The sequence below is a fragment of the Halomonas heilongjiangensis genome (assembly GCF_002879645.1).
Lineage (GTDB): Bacteria > Pseudomonadota > Gammaproteobacteria > Pseudomonadales > Halomonadaceae > Halomonas > Halomonas heilongjiangensis.
The window spans coordinates 66,585-84,396 of record NZ_PNRE01000025.1 but is presented as its reverse complement, the minus strand read 5'-3'; the positions used below and the strand labels follow the sequence as shown (position 1 = coordinate 84,396).

18 protein-coding genes and 2 pseudogenes are annotated in these 17,812 nt (G+C 68.5%); 15 read left to right on the top strand and 5 right to left on the bottom strand.

Translation table 11 applies throughout. From position 1 onward, the window contains the following. Positions 1–77: 77 nt before the first annotated feature. The 3 genes from C1H66_RS05320 (at position 78) to C1H66_RS05310 (ending at position 4,131) form a co-directional block, all read left to right on the top strand. Positions 78–1,583, top strand: a complete 1,506-nt coding sequence (locus C1H66_RS05320) for a fumarate hydratase (protein WP_102626862.1) — start codon at positions 78–80, stop codon at positions 1,581–1,583. Between the two features lie 147 nt (positions 1,584–1,730). Then, positions 1,731–3,149: a cardiolipin synthase gene (gene cls, locus C1H66_RS05315; RefSeq protein ID WP_102626861.1), complete on the top strand. Its 1,419-nt coding sequence runs from the start codon at positions 1,731–1,733 to the stop codon at positions 3,147–3,149. A 64-nt stretch (positions 3,150–3,213) separates the two neighbouring features. Further along, positions 3,214–4,131 carry a LysR substrate-binding domain-containing protein gene (locus tag C1H66_RS05310; RefSeq protein WP_102626860.1) on the top strand — a complete coding sequence of 306 codons (918 nt, stop codon included), beginning with the start codon at positions 3,214–3,216 and terminating at the stop codon, positions 4,129–4,131. Here C1H66_RS05310 and C1H66_RS05305 read toward each other — a convergent pair. Further along, on the bottom strand, positions 4,128–5,225 hold the full coding sequence (locus C1H66_RS05305; protein ID WP_102626859.1) for a bifunctional nicotinamide-nucleotide adenylyltransferase/Nudix hydroxylase: 1,098 nt from the start codon (positions 5,223–5,225) through the stop codon (positions 4,128–4,130). The two genes, C1H66_RS05310 and C1H66_RS05305, sit on opposite strands and share 4 nt — an antisense overlap. 136 nt (positions 5,226–5,361) lie before the next feature. On the opposite strand from C1H66_RS05305, the gene C1H66_RS05300 reads away from it, so the two are divergent. Continuing rightward, positions 5,362–6,282 carry a YihY/virulence factor BrkB family protein gene (locus C1H66_RS05300; protein WP_240618217.1) on the top strand — a complete coding sequence of 307 codons (921 nt, stop codon included), beginning with the start codon at positions 5,362–5,364 and terminating at the stop codon, positions 6,280–6,282. Positions 6,283–6,354: 72 nt separating this feature from the next. Here C1H66_RS05300 and C1H66_RS05295 read toward each other — a convergent pair whose 3' ends face one another. Further along, positions 6,355–7,398: a Glu/Leu/Phe/Val family dehydrogenase gene (locus tag C1H66_RS05295; protein WP_102626857.1), complete on the bottom strand. Its 1,044-nt coding sequence runs from the start codon at positions 7,396–7,398 to the stop codon at positions 6,355–6,357. A 220-nt stretch (positions 7,399–7,618) separates the two neighbouring features. Here C1H66_RS05295 and C1H66_RS05290 point away from each other — a divergent pair, with 220 nt between their 5' ends. Then, entirely contained in the window at positions 7,619–7,891 is a 273-nt protein-coding gene (locus C1H66_RS05290; RefSeq protein ID WP_102626992.1) for an acylphosphatase, read from the top strand. 7 nt (positions 7,892–7,898) lie between these two features. Here C1H66_RS05290 and C1H66_RS05285 read toward each other — a convergent pair whose 3' ends face one another. Genes C1H66_RS05285 through C1H66_RS05275 form a run of 3 tightly spaced genes read right to left on the bottom strand, consistent with a single transcriptional unit; the run spans position 7,899 to position 10,747 of the window. After that, complete coding sequence (locus C1H66_RS05285) at positions 7,899–8,843, bottom strand: nucleoside hydrolase (protein ID WP_102626856.1); 945 nt, start codon at positions 8,841–8,843, stop codon at positions 7,899–7,901. Between the two features lie 33 nt (positions 8,844–8,876). Next, positions 8,877–9,797, bottom strand: a complete 921-nt coding sequence (locus tag C1H66_RS05280) for a ribokinase (RefSeq protein ID WP_102626855.1) — start codon at positions 9,795–9,797, stop codon at positions 8,877–8,879. Between the two features lie 14 nt (positions 9,798–9,811). Next, complete coding sequence (locus tag C1H66_RS05275; RefSeq protein WP_102626854.1) at positions 9,812–10,747, bottom strand: D-2-hydroxyacid dehydrogenase; 936 nt, start codon at positions 10,745–10,747, stop codon at positions 9,812–9,814. 182 nt (positions 10,748–10,929) lie between these two features. Here C1H66_RS05275 and C1H66_RS05270 point away from each other — a divergent pair, with 182 nt between their 5' ends. The 10 genes and pseudogenes from C1H66_RS05270 to C1H66_RS23170 form a co-directional block, all read left to right on the top strand. Further along, on the top strand, positions 10,930–11,208 hold the full coding sequence (locus C1H66_RS05270; protein ID WP_102626853.1) for an FmdB family zinc ribbon protein: 279 nt from the start codon (positions 10,930–10,932) through the stop codon (positions 11,206–11,208). Positions 11,209–11,264: 56 nt separating this feature from the next. Further along, on the top strand, positions 11,265–13,046 hold the full coding sequence (gene aspS / locus C1H66_RS05265; protein WP_102626852.1) for an aspartate--tRNA ligase: 1,782 nt from the start codon (positions 11,265–11,267) through the stop codon (positions 13,044–13,046). Positions 13,047–13,124: 78 nt separating this feature from the next. Next, positions 13,125–13,242, top strand: a pseudogene (locus tag C1H66_RS23175) (YebC/PmpR family DNA-binding transcriptional regulator); the annotation flags it as partial. Between the two features lie 94 nt (positions 13,243–13,336). Continuing rightward, positions 13,337–13,876: a crossover junction endodeoxyribonuclease RuvC gene (gene ruvC, locus C1H66_RS05250; protein ID WP_102626851.1), complete on the top strand. Its 540-nt coding sequence runs from the start codon at positions 13,337–13,339 to the stop codon at positions 13,874–13,876. 109 nt (positions 13,877–13,985) lie between these two features. Then, positions 13,986–14,597 (top strand): Holliday junction branch migration protein RuvA, encoded by a 612-nt coding sequence (ruvA, locus tag C1H66_RS05245; RefSeq protein WP_102626850.1) that lies wholly within the window; start codon positions 13,986–13,988, stop codon positions 14,595–14,597. Positions 14,598–14,645: 48 nt separating this feature from the next. Further along, positions 14,646–15,683, top strand: a complete 1,038-nt coding sequence (ruvB, locus tag C1H66_RS05240; protein WP_102626849.1) for a Holliday junction branch migration DNA helicase RuvB — start codon at positions 14,646–14,648, stop codon at positions 15,681–15,683. Further along, positions 15,680–16,114, top strand: a complete 435-nt coding sequence (gene ybgC, locus C1H66_RS05235; RefSeq protein WP_170064086.1) for a tol-pal system-associated acyl-CoA thioesterase — start codon at positions 15,680–15,682, stop codon at positions 16,112–16,114. Before ruvB ends, ybgC begins: the two co-directional genes overlap by 4 nt. Positions 16,115–16,137: 23 nt before the next feature. Beyond that, the gene (gene tolQ, locus C1H66_RS05230) at positions 16,138–16,815 is read left to right on the top strand and encodes a protein TolQ (protein WP_370741196.1); all 678 of its coding nucleotides are present in this window, start codon (positions 16,138–16,140) and stop codon (positions 16,813–16,815) included. A gap of 12 nt (positions 16,816–16,827) precedes the next feature. Continuing rightward, positions 16,828–17,268: a protein TolR gene (gene tolR, locus C1H66_RS05225; protein ID WP_102626847.1), complete on the top strand. Its 441-nt coding sequence runs from the start codon at positions 16,828–16,830 to the stop codon at positions 17,266–17,268. Positions 17,269–17,277: 9 nt separating this feature from the next. Continuing rightward, a pseudogene (locus C1H66_RS23170) lies at positions 17,278–17,812 on the top strand (cell envelope integrity protein TolA); the annotation flags it as partial.

The following is a 17,812-nucleotide window of genomic DNA, read 5'->3' as shown; positions in this document are numbered from 1 at the left end:
CCGTTCGAGCCCGCCAGCGTGACAGTGACCGGCTGTGCAGAGCGGGCATGCCGACAACGCCAAGGAGTCCCTTGCCCATGACCGTGATCCGCCAGGACGATCTGATCCAGAGCGTCGCCGATGCCCTGCAGTACATCTCCTACTACCATCCCAAGGACTTCATCGACGCCATGGCGGCGGCCCATGAGCGGGAGGAGAACCCGGCGGCCAAGGACGCCATCGCCCAGATCCTGATCAACTCGCGCATGTGTGCCACCGGACACCGCCCGATCTGCCAGGACACCGGCATCGTCACCGTCTTCGTCCACGTCGGCATGAACGTGCGCTTCGAGGCCGAGATGAGCCTCGACGACATGATCAACGAAGGCGTGCGTCGCGCCTACCAGCTCCCCGACAACGTGCTGCGTGCCTCGGTGCTCGCCGACCCGGACGGCAAGCGGGCGAACACTCGCGACAACACCCCGGCGGTGATTCATCACAAGCTGGTACCGGGCGACACCGTCGAGGTGCACGTGGCGGCCAAGGGAGGCGGCAGCGAGGCCAAGTCCAAGTTCGCCATGCTCAACCCCTCCGACAGCGTGGTCGACTGGGTGATGGAGCAACTGCCGAAGATGGGTGCCGGCTGGTGTCCGCCCGGCATGCTCGGCATCGGCATCGGCGGCACCGCCGAGAAGGCCATGGAGCTCGCCAAGGAATCGCTGCTCGACCCCATCGATATCCAGGAGCTGCAGGCCCGCGGGGCCTCCAACCGGGCCGAGGAGCTGCGCCTGGAGCTGTTCGACAGGGTCAACCGCAGCGGCATCGGCGCCCAGGGCCTGGGCGGGTTGACCACGGTACTCGACATCAAGGTCAAGGACTACCCGACCCATGCCGCCAACAAGCCGGTGGCGATCATCCCCAACTGCGCCGCCACCCGTCACGCCCACTTCACCCTGGACGGCAGCGGTCCCGCGGCCCTGCCGGCGCCGAAGCTCGAGGACTGGCCAGAGATCACCCGCGAGGCGGGGGACGACGTCAAGCGCGTGAACCTCGATACCGTCACCCCGGAAGAGGTCCAGACCTGGCAACCCGGCGACACCCTGCTGCTCAACGGCAAGCTGCTCACCGGCCGTGACGCCGCCCACAAGCGAATGGTGGACATGCTGGCGAAGGGCGAGAGCCTGCCCGTCGACATGCGGGGGCGCTTCATCTACTACGTCGGCCCGGTGGATCCGGTGCGCGACGAGGTGGTCGGCCCGGCCGGTCCCACTACCGCCACGCGCATGGACAAGTTCACGCGTACCATGCTCGAGGAGACCGGTCTGCTCGGCATGGTCGGCAAGGCCGAGCGCGGCCCGGCCGCCATCGAGGCGATCCGCGACAACCAGGCCGTCTACCTGATGGCCGTGGGCGGCTCCGCCTACCTGGTCGCCCAGGCGATCAAGCAGGCCCGCGTGGTGGGCTTCGAGGACCTGGGCATGGAAGCCATCTATGAGTTCGAGGTCGAGGACATGCCGGTCACCGTGGCGGTGGACAGCCAGGGCACCTCGGTGCACCAGACCGGCCCCGCCAAGTGGAAGGAGATCATCGCCGAACGCGCCTGACGCCTGTCGATGTCTTCCCGCGCCCCCGCCATCTGGCGGGGGCGCGCGTTTCGGGGGTATGCTGTAGCCCACTGTTTTTGTGGGGCGAGTTTTCCCGAGACCGATGGCCGCCGAGGGAACCGGCGGCCGGTGACAGACGGAGCGCGCATGACCTCGTGGTTGATCGGTTGGGCGATTTTCCTGTTGCACCTGCTGGGCATCGTCTCGGCGGTGCTGGCCCTGATGTCGAGCCGGACCTCCCAGGGCGCCATCGCCTGGATCATCTCCCTGGTCACGCTACCCTACCTGGCGGTACCGGCCTACTGGATCTTCGGGCGGCCACGCTTCTATGGCTATGTCTCGGCGCGCGGTGAGCGGGATACCGTGCTGCGTCGGGTGCTGGCACGCTATCGCGAGCGGGTCGAGCCCTTCGTCGCCGAGTCGCGGGATGCCGATATCCGGGCCGTCGAGCAGTTGGCCATGATGCCGTTGACGACCGGCAACCGCACCGAGCTGTTGATCGACGGCGAAGCGACCTTCGATAGCCTCTTCGATGGCATCGGGCGGGCCGAGGAGTACATCCTCATCCAGTTCTTCATCGTGCGAGACGATGCCCTGGGCCTCGAGCTCAAGCACCGGCTGCAGCAGGCCGCCGAGCGAGGGGTGCGTGTCTACTTTCTCTACGACGAGATCGGCAGCCACCAGCTCAACGAGGGGTACCTGAGAGACCTCGCGGCCTACGGCATCGGGGTGAGTGCCTTCCGTTCCTCCCGCGGCTTCCGCCACCGCTTCCAGCTCAACTTCCGCAACCATCGCAAGGTGCTGGTGGTCGATGGTCGGGAAGGCTGGCTGGGAGGCTTCAACGTGGGCGTCGAATACCTCGGCCAGCATCGTCGCCACGGGCCCTGGCGCGACACCCACCTCAAGCTCGTCGGCCCCAGCGTGCTGGGCCTGCAGGAGGCGTTCTGGGAGGACTGGCACTGGGCCACCGGGGCGGTGATCAACCTGCACTGGACGCCTCGGGTGACCTGTGAGGAGTGCCAGGACGTGGTGATCGTGCCCTCGGGGCCGGCGGACCGGCAGGAGACCGCCAGCCTGCTGGTGCAGCACGCCATCCACAGCGCCCACGAACGCTTCTGGGTGACCAGCCCCTACTTCGTTCCCGACCAGGGCGTCCAGGACGCCCTGCGGCTGGCGGCCATGCGCGGGGTCGACGTGCGCATCATGATGCCCGAGCGTCCCGACCACCTGCTGGTGTTCCTCTCGGCGTTCTCCTTCCTGCCCGACATGCTGCAGGCGGGGGTCAAGGTATATCGCTACCAGCCGGGCTTCCTGCACCAGAAGGTGATGCTGATCGACGATGCCGCCGCCAGCGTGGGCACCGTCAACCTCGACAACCGCTCCTTCCGGCTGAATTTCGAGATCACCGCGGTCGTCCCCGACCGCCGCTTCGCCGCCGAGGTGCGCCTGATGCTGGAGCAGGATTTCGCCAACTGCCGGCGCGTCAGCCGCGACGAGCTGACGTCGCGCCCCCTGTGGCGCAAGATCGTGTCGCGGGCCGCCTACCTCCTGTCGCCGATCCAGTGATACATTACCGCCTTCGAAGGCCTGTGGGATGCGGCCGGCAATTCACCAGCGATCGGGAGCCCCGGTGAACCTCGAGACCAAGTGGCTTGAAGACTTCGTCGCCCTGGCCAACACGCGCAGTTTCTCGGCCTCGGCGCGTCAGCGCCACGTCACCCAGCCGGCTTTCAGTCGTCGCATCCGAGCCCTGGAGCAGGCCGTGGGCGTCACCCTGGTGGACCGTTCCACCACGCCGGTGGATCTCACCTCCGAGGGGCAGCTGTTTCTGGTCACCGCCCGCAACCTGGTCGAGCAACTCAACGAGAGCCTGGGCCACCTGCGCGGCCTCTCCATCGCCAACGAGGCCCTGGACATCGTCGCTGCCCACTCCCTGGCGCTGAGCTTCTATCCGCAGTGGATCTCGCGGCTCCAGAAGGGCCTGGGCGAGTTGCCCACCCGGCTGGTGGCCATGAACGTGGGGGAGGCGATCCATGTTCTGCGCGAGGGCAATTGCGACCTGATGCTGGCCTACTACGATCCCTATGCCAGCATGCAGCTCGACGCCGAGGTCTTTCCCTCCTTCTCCATCGGCCAGGTCAAGATGATACCGGTCTGCCTGCCCAGCGAGCTGGGTAAGCCGCGCTGGCCACTGGAGGGGCGTGACCCGATCCCCTACCTCTCCTACACCCAGGGTGCCTTCCTCGGTCGCAGCGTGCGCATGCTGCTGAAGAACGACCCCCTGCGCATGCGCCTGCGCACCGTCTACGAGACGGCCATGGCCGAGGGGCTCAAGGGCATGGTGATGCAGGGAGTGGGACTGGCCTGGATTCCCGACTTCTGCATCCGCGAGGAGCTGACCCGCGGCAGGTTGGTGCGCGCCGGTGGCGAAAAGTGGGACGTGCCGCTGGAGATACGCCTCTATCGCTGCTCGCTGGTGCACAAGCCCGGCGTCGAGAAGCTGTGGCGGCAGATGATGAAGTTGCCCCGCGACTTCCTGCAGGCCTAGCTAGCCCCTCCCAGATCCGCCGGCAGGCCGAGAAAATCCTGGATGATGAAGAAGTGGTCCTCGAACAGGCTTTCCGGCTCGAGGTCGGCCAGGGCGACCCAGCGGGCATGGTCGCCGCCCTGGACCGGCTTGAGCTGGGGCAACTGCTGCTCGGGGCGCAGGGCGAAGTAGAAGGCCTCGGCAAGGGTGCGGCCCCGCCAGCTGCGGTGGGGTTCATCGAACAGTCGCTGGCCGCGCAGGGAGCCCTTGAGCACCGGCTCGGGCACCTTCAGGCGCACCCGCTCGCGCAATTCGCGCAGGCAGGCCTCCAGCAGCCGCTCGTGGGGGTTGATGAACCCCCCCGGCAGGGCGAAGAGCCCCTTGCCGGGAGCGGCGGTGCGCCGCACCAGCAGCACATGGCCGGACTGGACCACCACGGCGTTGACGGTGACGAAGATCGGCGGGTAGGGCGCCTGGGCCCAGGCGGAGCGGTACTGGTCGAGCAGTCGCTGCTCCTCGATCAGCTGGCGATAGCCATCGCCGCTGCAGAAGCCGCGGACCTCCTCGTGCACGCCGGGAGGCAGGTCATGGGCGGCGCCGGTACTCAGGTAGTCCTCGGCGGAGGAGGCCGAGCGGAACAGGCGCTCGCGGATCTGGCTCGCCGAGATGCCCTCGACCAGCGGCACGCTCACCGATTCCCACTGCGGAAACAGCGAAAGGTAATAGCTGGACTGGCCGCGACTGGCGCCGATCAGGCCGATGCGGGGCAGGCGGGCATGGTCGTGACTGGCGATGTCGCGCACCTTGCGCTGCACGTCGCGCACCCAGACATCGTTGTTGTAGAGCGCATCCAGCAGTGGAACGATCTCCAGCCGGGCATTCTCCTCGTCGTCGAAGGCGCTGCGCAGCATGCGCTGGCGTTCGTCGAAACGCCAGGGGTTGCGCAGCGAGCGCGCCTGCCAGGCGGAACCGACCAGCACGATGACCTGACGGGCTCGCTTGAGCGCCTCGTGGATCACCGCCAGATGGCCCAGGTGGGGGGGTTGGAAGCGCCCGATGAACACCAGACAGTCGAAGTCGCAGGTGGGCAATTCGGTGTCCGGTCGGGCGGTCATGGGCGTTCCTGGCAGGCTGGGAGTGCGCCGCCCATTATGGTCAGGCCGACCGGGCGGTGCAATGACAGGCCCCTTGCGGCGGGCCCGCGTTCATTCGCGTATGCTGAAGGACTGGGCAGGATGCAAGGAGGCCGATGTGATCAAGATAGCCGACATCAAGGACGCCGGACTCTTCTGGTGGAACGTGGTGCAGGACGCCATCCGGCTGTGGCTGGAGCGCAATGCCTTCAGTTATGCCGGCTCGCTGGCCTTCTACACGCTCTTCTCGCTGGCCCCCACGATGATCATCGCGGTGACGGTGATCGGCGTGGTGCTCGGCGAGGAGGCCGCCCAGGGCCAGATCGTCGCCCGCCTGCAGGGGACCATGGGCGCGGAGGCGGCACAGGCCATCGAACAGGCGGTGGCCCAGTCGCGTATCGAGGAGTCGGGCCCGGTGCCGACCCTACTCGGCATCGGCGCCCTGCTGGTCGGGGCCACCACGGTGTTCGCCCAGATGCAGTTCTCGCTCAATACCCTCTGGGGCGTCACCGCCCGGCCGAGCAGCAACAGCCTGCTGGTCTTCCTCAAGAACCGGGTGCTGTCGCTGGCCGTGGTGCTGTCGATCGGCTTCATCCTGCTGGTGTCGCTGGTGTTCGGCGTGATGCTGCGCGCCATTCTCCAGCACGCCGACGACCTGCTGCCCTTCGTGGAGCTGTTGACCACCGGGGCGGAGTTCCTGATCTCGCTGGCGGTGATCGCCGCGCTCTTCGCCACCATCTTCAAGGTGCTGCCCGACGTGGTGCTGCATTGGCACGACGTCTTGATCGGCGCCGTGGTCACCGCGGTGCTGTTCGCCATCGGCCGCTGGGCCATCGCCGTCTACCTGGCGCATACCGCCACGGCCTCCACCTACGGCGCCGCCGGTTCGGTGGTGATGATCCTGCTGTGGGTCTACTACAGCTCGCTGATCCTGCTGTTCGGTGCCGCCTTCACCCGCTGCCACCTGCAGGCACGCGGGCGCCCGCTGATGCCGCGCAATTCCGCGGTGCTGGTCAAGCGCGAGCTGCTCGACGACTGAACGCCCGGTGGGCGGGCGGCGCAGATGGGAAGGCCGGCGAGCGCCGGCCTTGGTCACGCCGATGGGGATGCTTCAGCCGCGGCCGAAGCGTTCCCGGGCCAGGTCGTCGGCGACCCGGGCGGGACTGCGCTGCTCGCGGGTGGCCCGGGCGAAGATCTCGTCCAGGGTGTTGCCGATGCCCTCGATATGGGTCATCGCCGCCTCGCGTCGGTAGTCGTTGCGGCGCTGCCAGGCGATCTCGATCACCCCACCGGCGTTGGCCACATAGTCGGGGGTATAGAGGATGCCGCGTGCCATCAGCCGCTCGGCGATCTCGGGGCTGGCCAGCTGATTGTTGGCCGCACCGCATACCACCTTCGCCCGCAGTCGCTCGACCACCTCCGGCGTCAGTGCCGCCCCCAGGGCGCAGGGTGCGAAGACATCGACCTCGGCGTCGAAGATCGCGTCCGGTGCCGTGGTTTCGGCACCGAGTTCCTCGGCGAGATGGATCGAGGCCTCGCGGTTGACGTCGGTGAATACCAGGCGGGCACCGGCGGCGTGCAGGTGGCGGGCGAGGAGTGCACCCACGTGCCCGACGCCCTGGATGGCGACCCGCAGGCCCTCGAGGTCGCGTCGGCCGAGGCCGTGGCACACGGCGCTCTTCAGGGCGCAGAACACGCCCCAGGCGGTGAAGGGGGAGGGGTCGCCCGACTCGCCGCCGTCACGCCCCAGGCCGCTGACATGGCGGGTGGTCTCGGCGATGATCCGCATGTCCGCCTCGCTGGAGCCGGAATCCTCGGCGGTGATGTAGGCCCCACCCAGGGAGTCGACGAGGCGCCCCATGGCACGCAGCAGCTCGGGGGTCTTGTCGGTGCGCGGATCGGCGATGATCACCGCCTTGCCGCCCCCCAGCGGCAGGTCCGCGAGGGCCGACTTGTAGGTCATCCCGCGGGAGAGGCGCAGCACGTCGGTCAGGGCCTCGGCCTCGCTGGCGTAGGGATAGATGCGCAGGCCGCCCAGGGCGGGGCCGCGGTGGGTGTCGTGGATGGCGATGATGGCGCGCAGGCCGCTGGCCTCGTCACTGCCGAAGACGATCTGTCGGTGGTGATCGAAGTCGGGATGCTCGAAGATCGGCATGAGAGGGAACTCCCTTGTGAGGATGATCATTGTGGTTGTGGCCGCCCGGGTAGGGCGATGACCCGGGGCGAGCGGCTTGTGGCCGCAGACCGCCCGGATCTCGTTTTCAGCCTAATGCATCGCCGCGTTGGCGGGAAGCCCGCGGAAGGCACTGGCCCGGCCCGGTACGAGGCTGGTAGAAAGAGAGGCGATGGTGACACGACACGGGGAGGTGATGGCCATGGACAAGTGCTGCGTCAAGGCCCTGGTGGTGGGCAAGGTACAGGGGGTCTGGTATCGCCGCGCGGCCCAGGAGCAGGCCCTGCGGCATGGCGTGACGGGCCATGCCAGGAACCTGCCCGACGGACGCGTGGAGGTGCTGATGTGCGGCGACCGCGAGGCGATCAAGACGCTCAGCGAGTGGCTGTGGAAGGGGCCGCCCAATGCCCGGGTCACCCATGTGGAGCTCGAGGTGATCGAGGCCCATGACCCGGACACCTTCAGCACCCTCTAGCTCCGGCTCAGGCCAGGGTGTCGGCGATCCAGTCGCTGACGGCCTGGCCGTCCACGCCCAGGCAGACATCCACCAGCGGCGTGCGCGACCAGCGTGCCTCGATGAAGGCGCGGCCCTCGGGGGCGAAGATCGTCTGGCCTTCGGCATCGCCGGACGTCGCCACGGTGAGGTGGCCGCGGGAGGTGATGAACAGCTCCGGACGCAGCAGCCACGCCAGGGCGCAGCTGTCGTGGGGGCAGCAGCCATCGATGCCGAGAAACTCGTAGTAGAAGTCGCGGTAGAAGGCGTAGCTGCCCGCCAGCACACGGCCGAGCGCGCCCTGGCCGGCCTCGATGCGCGCCATGTGCGCCGGGGTGAGCACGCAGCGGTGGGTGACGTCGAGACCCACCAGGGTCAGCGGCCAGCCGGCGGTGAGCACCCGGGCGGCGGCGTCGGGGTCGTTGAACATGTTGGCTTCTGCCACTGGGGTGACATTGCCGCCCTCGCGGATCGACCCGCCCATGATCACCACCTGCCGGACCCGGTCGACGATGGCCGGGTCGAGCTGCAGTGCCGCCGCGAGATTGCCGACCGGGCCTACCGCCACCAGCGTGACCTCCCCGGGCCTGGCGTTCACCGTGTCGACGATGAACTGGGCGGCACTGCGCGGATCGGGCCGGCCCCTCACCGCCGGCAGCTCGATGTTGCCCAGGCCGTTGGCGCCGTGGATATGGGCCGGCGCCGGGTGGCGCGGCTTGACCATCGGGGCGGCGGCCCCCTGGGCAACAGGTACATCGCCGCGGCCGGCCAGCTCGGCGAGCAGCAGGGCGTTATGGGTGGCGGTCTCCACGTCCACGTTGCCGTAGGTGGTGGTCATGCCCAGCAGCTCGATGTCGGGATGGCGCAGGGCGATGGCGATGGCCTGGGCGTCGTCGACGCCCGGGTCGGTATCGAAGATGATCGGGTGTGGCACGGAGGTGTCTCCTCGGGCGGTGAAAGGGGCGGATCAGGAACCGGCGGGGCCGTTGCGCAGGGCGCGCTCGACCTCGTCGCGTTCGGGGATGCTCTCGGCGGCGCCCGGGCGCTGTACCCCCAGCGCCGCGGCGGTGGCGGCACGCCTCAGGCAGTCGCCGACCGGGCGCGCCTCCTGCAGGGCCGCCAGATAATAGCCGATGAAGGTGTCGCCGGCGGCGGTGGTGTCTACCGGCGTGACCGGCAGGGCCGGCTGGTGCAGGCGCTCGTCACCGTACTGGTACCAGGCCCCTTCACCGCCCAGGGTCAGCACCGTCTCGCAGCCCGGCAGCTTCGCCGCCAGGGCGTCGAGCAGCGCCTCGGCGGTGCTGGCCTCCTCGACCTCGGCCAGCCCGGCCGCCTCGACACGATTGACGAACAGCAGGCGGCATGCCCCCAGGGGGAGCGACAGCACCTCGTCGGTCATCGGTGCCGGGTTGAAGACGACGTTAAGGCCGTGGTCGGCGGCCCGGACCATGACCTCGGCCAGGGCGTTGCACTCGTTCTGGAGCAGTAGCCAGTCACCGGGCCGGGTGGTCTCGATCAGCGTCGAGAGCTCCACCGGATGGAAGCCGTGGTTGGCGCCGGGAAACAGGATGATGGCGTTCTCGCCCCGGTCATCGACCTGGATAATGGCATGACCGCTGGGTTCGTCCACCAGCTCGACACAAGAGACATCGACGCCGGCCCGGGCCAGGGTGTCGCGGGCCCAGGAGTCCTGGCGTCCCAGGCGCCCCCAGTGGCATATCCTGCCGCCGGCGCGGGCCGTGGCCAGCGACTGGTTGGCTCCCTTGCCGCCGAGGCCGACCCGGTAGTCGTGGCTGGCCAGGGTCTCGCCGGGCTTGACCAGGTGGGGCACCCGATAGAAGTGGTCGAGGTTGATCGATCCAAAGTTGTGGATAGCACTGTGGGGCATGGCCGTTTCCTCGATCAGCTCGTCTGCCAGGTACGCAGGTTCTCGGCGGTCAGGGTCACCACCCGCTGACGGGCCTCGGGGGTGATCCAGGCGTTGTGCGGCGTGACGATCAGGTTGAGCGGCTCGGCGAGGGCATCGAGCAGCGGATGGCCGTCGCGGGGCGGCTCCACCGGCAGCACGTCGACACCGAGTCCGCCCAGGCGGCCCTGACGCAGGGCCTCCAGGGCCGCGACCTCGTCGATGATGCCGCCGCGGGCACAGTTCACCAGCAGGGCGCCGGGTTTCATGGTGGCCAGCAGCGCGGCGTCGACCAGATGGCGCGTGGCCTCGGTGAGCGGGCAGTGCAGGGTGATGACGTCGGCCTCGGGGGCCAGCTCGGTCAGGCCGCGTCGCCGGTCGCCGGCCTCGTTGCCGGGACGGGCGGCGAAGCTCACGCCCATGCCGAAGGCCGCGGCGAGCTGCGCCACCTTCGAGCCCAGCACGCCCTGGCCGACCACCACCAGGTGCTTGCCCTCGAGCTGCAGGGTGCCGTGGTCCATCAGGCAGAAGAAGGCGCTTTCGCCCCAGCGGCCGGTGGCCACGTCGCGCTGGTAGAGCGGCAGGCGATTGGCCAGGGCCAGCATCAGCATCAGGGTGTGTTGCGCGACACTGGCGGTGCCGTAGGCGGTCACGTTGCGTACCGCGATGCCGAGGCGCTCGGCGGCGGCCATGTCGAGGTTGTTGGTGCCGGTGGCCAGCACGCAGATCAGCTTCAGCTCGGGCAGCGCCTCCAGGGTCGGTGCATCGAGCACCACCTTGTTGACGATGGCCACCTGGGCGCCGGCCAATCGCTCGACGCTCTGGGCGGTGGTGCTCTGGGGGTACGCCTCCAGCACCTCGACACGATCGCGGATCGGGGCGAGGTCGATATCGGGGCCAAGACTGGCGGCATCGAGGATCACGGCTTTCATGCGGTTTCCTTCCAGTGAGCGGGGCGCGGATGCCTTGCCCGCACGGGTGGTGAGCACGCTATAATGTCGGGCTTTCGGGCGGGCTTGGATGTTGCGCGGGCCGGCCACATATTCGCTCTCGTCGGGCCCGATGCCCGACATCGTCCTGACCTGGGTAATGTCGTCCCCGGAGAGATAAAACCATGCCCATCTACGAATACGAGTGCAAGGCCTGCGGCCACCGCCTGGAGAAGCTTCAGAAGGTCGGTGCCGCCCCCCTGACCGACTGCCCCGCCTGCGAGGCCGACCAACTCGCTCGACTGGTCTCGGCGGCGGGCTTCCGGCTGGCCGGCGGTGGCTGGTACGAGACCGATTTCAAGTCCGGCGGCAAGAAGAACCTGGCCGGCGACGCGGCCGCTGCCAGTGACGGCAAGACATCGGCGAAGCAGACACCGGCGAAGAAGGACGGCGCGGCGGCCTGAGGGCCGCCCAGTGCCTCGTTTTCCGTTTTACATAACGCAACAGAACAGGATATGACATGCGCAGCCATTATTGCGGCCAGCTGAACGAGACCCTGGTGGACCAGACGGTCACCCTGTGCGGCTGGGTGCACCGCCGCCGTGACCACGGGGGCGTGATCTTCCTCGACATGCGCGATCGCGATGGCATCGCCCAGGTCGTGGTCGACCCCGATACCGCCGAGGCCTTCGCCACTGCCGACCGCGCCCGCAGCGAATACGTGCTGCGCATCCAGGGTCGCGTACGGCTGCGCCCGGAAGGTACCCAGAACCCCAACATGCCCACCGGCATGGTCGAGGTGCTGGCCAAGGAGGTGGACGTCCTCAACACCGCCGCCACGCCTCCCTTCCAGCTCGACGAGCATGGCAAGGTGGGCGAGGAGGTGCGTCTCAAGCACCGCTACATCGATCTGCGTCGCCCCGAGATGATCGAGAAGCTGCGCCTGCGGTCGCGGATCACCCACAGCGTGCGGGCCTTCCTCGAGGGGCAGGGCTTCCTCGATATCGAGACCCCGATCCTGACCCGCGCCACCCCGGAAGGGGCGCGTGACTACCTGGTGCCGAGCCGCACCCATGCCGGCAGCTTCTTCGCCCTGCCACAGTCGCCCCAGCTGTTCAAGCAACTGCTGATGGTGTCCGGGCTCGACCGCTACTACCAGATCGCCCGCTGCTTCCGTGACGAGGACCTGCGCGCCGACCGCCAGCCGGAGTTCACCCAGATCGACATCGAGGCCTCGTTCGTCGACGAGGACGACATCATGGCCATCACCGAGTCGATGGTCCGCCAGCTGTTCCGTGACGTGCTGGCCGTCGACTTGCCGGAATTCCCGCGCATGCCCTATGCCGAGGCCATGAATCGCTTCGGTTCCGACAAGCCCGACCTGCGCATCCCGCTGGAGCTCACCGACGTCGACGACCTGATGCAGCGGGTCGACTTCAAGGTCTTCTCCGGCCCGGCCAACGCCGACGACGGTCGCGTCGCCGCCCTCAAGGTGCCGGGCGGTGCCAAACTGTCGCGCAAGGAGATCGACGAGTACACCAGGTTCGTCGGCATCTACGGCGCCAAGGGGCTGGCCTGGATCAAGGTCAACGAGCGTGCCCGCGGCCTCGAGGGCCTGCAGTCGCCCATCGTCAAGTTCATGGAGGAGGTGGTCGAGGAACTGCTCGATCGCCTCGGCGCCGAGGACGGCGATATCATCTTCTTCGGCGCCGACAAGGCCCGCATCGTCAACGAGGCGATCGGCGCGCTGCGGGTCCGGCTGGGTGAGGATCTCGACCTCTACACCCGCCGCTGGGCGCCGCTGTGGGTGGTCGACTTCCCGATGTTCGAGGACGACGGCAGTGCGCGGATGCAGGCCCTGCACCATCCCTTCACCGCCCCCTCCTGTGACGTCGAGGCGCTCAAGGCCAACCCGATCGCGGCGCTGTCCCGGGCCTACGACATGGTGCTCAACGGCACCGAACTGGGCGGCGGCTCGATCCGTATCCACGAGCCGGTCATGCAGCGTGCGGTACTCGAGGTGCTGGGGATCGACGAGCACGAGGCCCGCGAGAAGTTCGGCTTCCTGCTCGACGCCCTGCAGTACGGGGCGCCGCCCCACGGCGGCCTGGCCTTCGGCCTGGACCGCCTGGTGATGCTGATGACCGGTGCCCGTACCATCCGCGAGGTGATCGCCTTCCCGAAGACCCAGAGCGCGGCCTGCCTGATGACCGATGCCCCGGGCGAGGTGAGCGGCGAGCAGCTGCGCGAGCTCAACATCCGCCTGCGCCAGAAGGCCAAGGCGGAAGGCGCCGGCGACTAGGCGGTTCCCGCACCGTGTATCATGGTACCGGCGCCTTCAGGGCGCCGGTTTCACGTACGAGGCAAGGGGAGGACTCGCATGGTGGGTCACCGCAAATGGGCCGCCATCAAGCACCGCCAGGCGGCCCAGGATCTTCACCAAGTTGATCCGCGAACTGGCCGTGGCGGCCCGTCAGGGCGGCGGAGAGCCGGCCGATCGGCATGCTGGAGGACCTGGACGATGTCCAGAACGTCTACACCAATGCAGAGTTCGCTGACGATGTCCTCGACCCGCTCGATTGAGCCACTTCGGTGCTGATCCTCGGCATCGACCCCGGCTCGCGACTCACCGGCTACGGGGTGCTCGACGTCGCCACCGCGACGCCCGCCTATGTGGCCAGCGGCTGCATCCGTACCCGAGGCGATGACCTGGCCCAGCGGCTGGCCCAGGTCTATGCGGGCATCGCGGAACTGATCGCCGTGCACCGCCCGGGGGAGTTCGCCATCGAGCAGGTGTTCATGTCGAAGAACGCCGATTCGGCACTCAAGCTCGGCCAGGCGCGGGGCACCGCCATCGTCTGCGCCGCCAACCATGGCCTGCCGGTCAGCGAGTACGGGCCGCGCCAGATCAAGCAGGCGGTGACCGGCAACGGCCGCGCCGACAAGGCCCAGGTGCAGCACATGGTGACGGCGATCCTGGGGCTCGACGGCACCCCCCAGGCCGATGCCGCCGATGCCCTGGCCATCGCCCTGACCCACGCCCACGCCCGCCTGGGGCTGCTGACCCGGGGCAGCTTCGGTGGCCATCGCGCGCCCCGCCGCGGCAAGGGGTGGCGCGACTTTCAACCGTGACGGGAAATTCTCGAACGCTGTTTGAGGACGGGCTGGTCAGCTGGCAGGATGACCAGTATAGTGATCGCCATGTCTCGATGGACCCATTGCCGACGGATATGACAGCCCCATGATCGGACGCCTGCGTGGCACACTGCTGGAGAAGCAGCCGCCCTGGCTGGTGGTCGACGTAGCCGGCGTCGGCTATGAGCTGGAAGCCTCCATGAACACCCTGGTGGCGCTGCCCGGCCCCGGCGAGCCCGTCTCCCTGTACACCCATCTCAGCGTGCGCGACGACGCCCATCTGCTCTACGGTTTCGCTCGGGAGCAGGAGCGCTCGCTGTTTCGTGCCCTGATCAGGGTCAACGGCATCGGGCCCAGGCTGGCCCTGGCGATCCTCTCCGGCATGGACGAGATGGCCTTCATGCGCTGCGTGATGGACGACGACGCCAAGGCGTTGACCCGGCTGCCCGGGGTCGGCAAGAAGACCGCCGAGCGCCTGATCATCGAGATGCGCGATCGCTTTCCCCATTGGGAGCCGGCCGAGGCGGGGCTCGGGGTGGCGAGCGGCGGCAGCACTGCGGCGGACGTTCGTCAGGATCCGCTGGTGGATGCCGAGGCGGCGCTGGTCAGCCTGGGTTACAAGCCCGCCGAGGCGGCGAGAATGCTCGTCGGGCTCGAGGACGAGGCCTCCACCGAGGCCATGATCAAGGCGGCCCTGAGCCGTCGCCTGGCCGGGTGATCCTGATGGTGCCGATGCCTTTCTCCCTGTCGACCCCGGGGGCCGTCCATGCTGGAGAATGACCGCCTGATCGCCGCCGACCCGCGCGAGGGGGAGGGGCGCATCGATCACGCCATTCGCCCGAAGCGGCTGGCCGACTACATCGGCCAACCACGGGTACGCGAGCAGCTCGAGATCTTCATCAGCGCGGCCCGTGGCCGTGACGAGAGCCTCGACCATACCCTGGTGTTCGGCCCGCCCGGGCTCGGCAAGACCACCCTCGCCAACATCATCGCCGCGGAGATGGAGGTGGGGCTCAAGTCGACCTCCGGGCCGGTACTGGAGCGGGCGGGAGACCTCGCCGCCATGCTCACCAACCTGCAGCCCGGGGACGTGCTGTTCATCGACGAGATCCACCGCCTGTCGCCGGTGGTGGAGGAGATCCTCTATCCCGCCATGGAGGATTTCCAGCTCGACATCGTGATCGGGGAGGGGCCCGCGGCGCGCTCGATCAAGCTCGACCTGCCGCGCTTCACCCTGGTCGGGGCGACCACTCGGGCGGGACTGCTGACCTCCCCGCTGCGTGACCGCTTCGGTATCGTCCAGCGGCTCGAGTTCTACGATATCGACGAGCTGACCGAGATCGTCGCGCGTTCGGCACGGCTGCTCGGGGTCGAGGCCGACCGCGGTGGCGCCCTGGAGGTCGCGCGTCGCTCGCGGGGCACGCCGCGCATCGCCAATCGCCTGCTGCGCCGAGTGCGCGACTACGCCGAGGTGCGCGGCACCGGCCGGGTCGATGCGGCCATCGCCGACCAGGCGCTGAACATGCTCCATGTGGATCACCACGGTCTCGACCACATGGACCGGCGGCTGCTGCTGGCGATGATCGAGAAGTTCGACGGCGGCCCGGTGGGGGTGGACTCGCTCGCCGCGGCGATCGGCGAGGAGCGCGACACCATCGAGGACGTCATCGAGCCCTACCTGATCCAGCAGGGGCTGATGATGCGCACCGCCCGCGGGCGTGTCGTGACCCGTCAGGCCTGGCAGCACTTCGGCCTGGTGCCGGCCGGGCAGGCCGTGGATGCCCAGGGGGAGGTGCGGCCGTGAGCGATTTCCGGCTGCCGGTGCGGGTCTACATCGAGGATACCGACGCCGGCGGCATCGTCTATTACGTCAACTATCTCAAATACATGGAGCGGGCGCGCAGCGAATGGCTCCGGGCGCAGGGGTTCACCCAGCGCGAGCTGTTCGAGGCCGGCATCCAGTTGGTGGTCCACCGCCTGGAGTGCCGGTATGCCAAGCCCGCCCGCCTGGACGACGGCCTCGAGGTCGGGGCCGAGGTCCTGTCGCACGGTCGCTGCCGGCTACAGTTCGGCCAGGTGGTGACGCGTCGCGGGGAACCCTTGTGCGAGGCGAGAGTCGACATCGCCTGTATCGATGCCGATCGTCTCAAGCCCACGCCATGGCCGCCGGCCCTCGCCGCGGCCCTCGCTCGACAACCTTCTGCCCAATCGCAAGACGTTCAACCGCCAGTCTGACGAGGATTCCCGTGAACGACTCCATGTCCATTCCCCACCTGATCATGAACGCCAGTACCGTGGTGCAGCTGGTGATGCTGCTGCTCACGGTGGGATCGATCCTTTCCTGGGTGGTGATCTTCCAGCGCACCTTCGTGATGCGCCAGGCCCGCCAGTCCCACCAGGTCTTCGAGGAGCGCTTCTGGTCCGGCGTCGACCTCAACGAGCTCTACCGCGAGACCCCGGCGGAGCAGGAGACCCAGGGCGCCGAGCACGTCTTCCGTGCCGGCTTTCGCGAGTTCAACCGCCTGCTGCCCAAGACCCGCAGCCCCCAGGCGATTCTCGACGGCGTCCAGCGCAGCATGCGCGTCGCCTGGTCCCGCGAGGAGGAGCGCCTCAACCTCCACCTGGTGTTCCTGGCCACGGTGGCCTCGGCCAGCCCCTATATCGGGCTGTTCGGCACCGTCTGGGGCATCATGGGCTCCTTCCAGTCGCTCTCCATGGCCCAGCAGGCCACGCTCGCCACGGTGGCACCGTGGATCGCCGAGGCACTGATCGCCACCGCCATGGGCCTGTTCGCGGCCATCCCGGCGGTGATCTTCTACAACCGGCTCTCCGCCGAATCCGGGCGGCTGCTCGGCAAGTACGAGGATTTCGCCGAGGAGTTCCACTCCATCCTGCATCGCAACCTGCAGGGCCGGACCGAACCCGCCACCGCCTGAGGGAGTCGTACCATGCACGGACCTTTCAATCGCGGCGGCGGTCGCAAGCCCATGGGCGAGATCAACGTCGTGCCCTTCATCGACGTCATGCTGGTGCTGCTGGTGATCTTCATGATCACCGCGCCAATGCTCACCCAGGGGGTGCAGGTCGAGCTGCCCCAGGTCAGCTCGGAGCCCATCGAGGACGTCGAGGACAACGAGCCGATCATCGTCTCGGTGGACCGCGAGGGGCAGTACTTCATCTCGCTGGGCGATGACCAGACCCCGGTCAGCCTGAACGATATCGCCGACCGGGTGATCATCATCCTCGAGCGGCGCCCGGGAACCCCGGTGATGGTACGTGGCGACCGCAACGTACCCTATGGCCAGGTGGTCAACCTGATGGGCACCCTGCAGATCGCCGGCGTCGGCAATGTCGGGCTGATCTCGGAACCGCCGCCCGGGGAGGGTTGAGGAATCGACATGGCCAGACACGACCAGCGCGTGGGCTATGGCCTGCCGACGATTCTCGCCGTCGCCCTGCACGTCGCCGTGGTGGTGTTCAGCGTGATCAGCCTGCCCGCCCGGGACCCGGAACCGACCTCGTCATCCATCGTCCAGGCCACGCTCGTCAGCACCGAGACCACCACCGACCAGGCCCAGCGTGCCGAGGAGGCGCGCGCCCGCGCCCAGGCACGCGAGGCGGAGGAGCAGCGCCAGGCCGAGGAAGCGGCACGCCAGGCCGAGGAGGCCGCCGCCGCCGAGGAGGCTGCCCGCCAAGCCGAGCAGCAGGAGCAGCGCGAGGCCGAGGCCCGGGCCCGCGAGGAGGCGCGCCAGACCGCCGAGGCCGAGGCCGCGCGGCGCGACGAGGAAGCCGAGCAACAGGCTCGCCTGCGTGAACAGCAGGAGGAGGAGCGCCGCCAGCAGCAAGAGGCCGAGCGCCAGCGCCAGGCCGAGGAGGAGGCCGAACGCCAGCGCCAGGCCGAGGCAGAAGCCGAACGCCAGCGCCAGGCCGAGG

What these genes read in the sequence shown, in the direction of transcription:
- C1H66_RS05320 (WP_102626862.1), top strand. Translation starts at nt 78, where the DNA reads ATGACCGTGATCCGCCAGGACGATCTGATCCAGAGCGTCGCCGATGCC.
- cls (WP_102626861.1), top strand. Translation starts at nt 1,731, where the DNA reads ATGACCTCGTGGTTGATCGGTTGGGCGATTTTCCTGTTGCACCTGCTG.
- C1H66_RS05305 (WP_102626859.1), bottom strand. Translation starts at nt 5,225, where the DNA reads ATGACCGCCCGACCGGACACCGAATTGCCCACCTGCGACTTCGACTGT.
- C1H66_RS05295 (WP_102626857.1), bottom strand. Translation starts at nt 7,398, where the DNA reads ATGCCGATCTTCGAGCATCCCGACTTCGATCACCACCGACAGATCGTC.
- C1H66_RS05290 (WP_102626992.1), top strand. Translation starts at nt 7,619, where the DNA reads ATGGACAAGTGCTGCGTCAAGGCCCTGGTGGTGGGCAAGGTACAGGGG.
- C1H66_RS05280 (WP_102626855.1), bottom strand. Translation starts at nt 9,797, where the DNA reads ATGCCCCACAGTGCTATCCACAACTTTGGATCGATCAACCTCGACCAC.
- C1H66_RS05275 (WP_102626854.1), bottom strand. Translation starts at nt 10,747, where the DNA reads ATGAAAGCCGTGATCCTCGATGCCGCCAGTCTTGGCCCCGATATCGAC.
- C1H66_RS05270 (WP_102626853.1), top strand. Translation starts at nt 10,930, where the DNA reads ATGCCCATCTACGAATACGAGTGCAAGGCCTGCGGCCACCGCCTGGAG.
- aspS (WP_102626852.1), top strand. Translation starts at nt 11,265, where the DNA reads ATGCGCAGCCATTATTGCGGCCAGCTGAACGAGACCCTGGTGGACCAG.
- ruvA (WP_102626850.1), top strand. Translation starts at nt 13,986, where the DNA reads ATGATCGGACGCCTGCGTGGCACACTGCTGGAGAAGCAGCCGCCCTGG.
- ruvB (WP_102626849.1), top strand. Translation starts at nt 14,646, where the DNA reads ATGCTGGAGAATGACCGCCTGATCGCCGCCGACCCGCGCGAGGGGGAG.
- tolQ (WP_370741196.1), top strand. Translation starts at nt 16,138, where the DNA reads ATGTCCATTCCCCACCTGATCATGAACGCCAGTACCGTGGTGCAGCTG.
- tolR (WP_102626847.1), top strand. Translation starts at nt 16,828, where the DNA reads ATGCACGGACCTTTCAATCGCGGCGGCGGTCGCAAGCCCATGGGCGAG.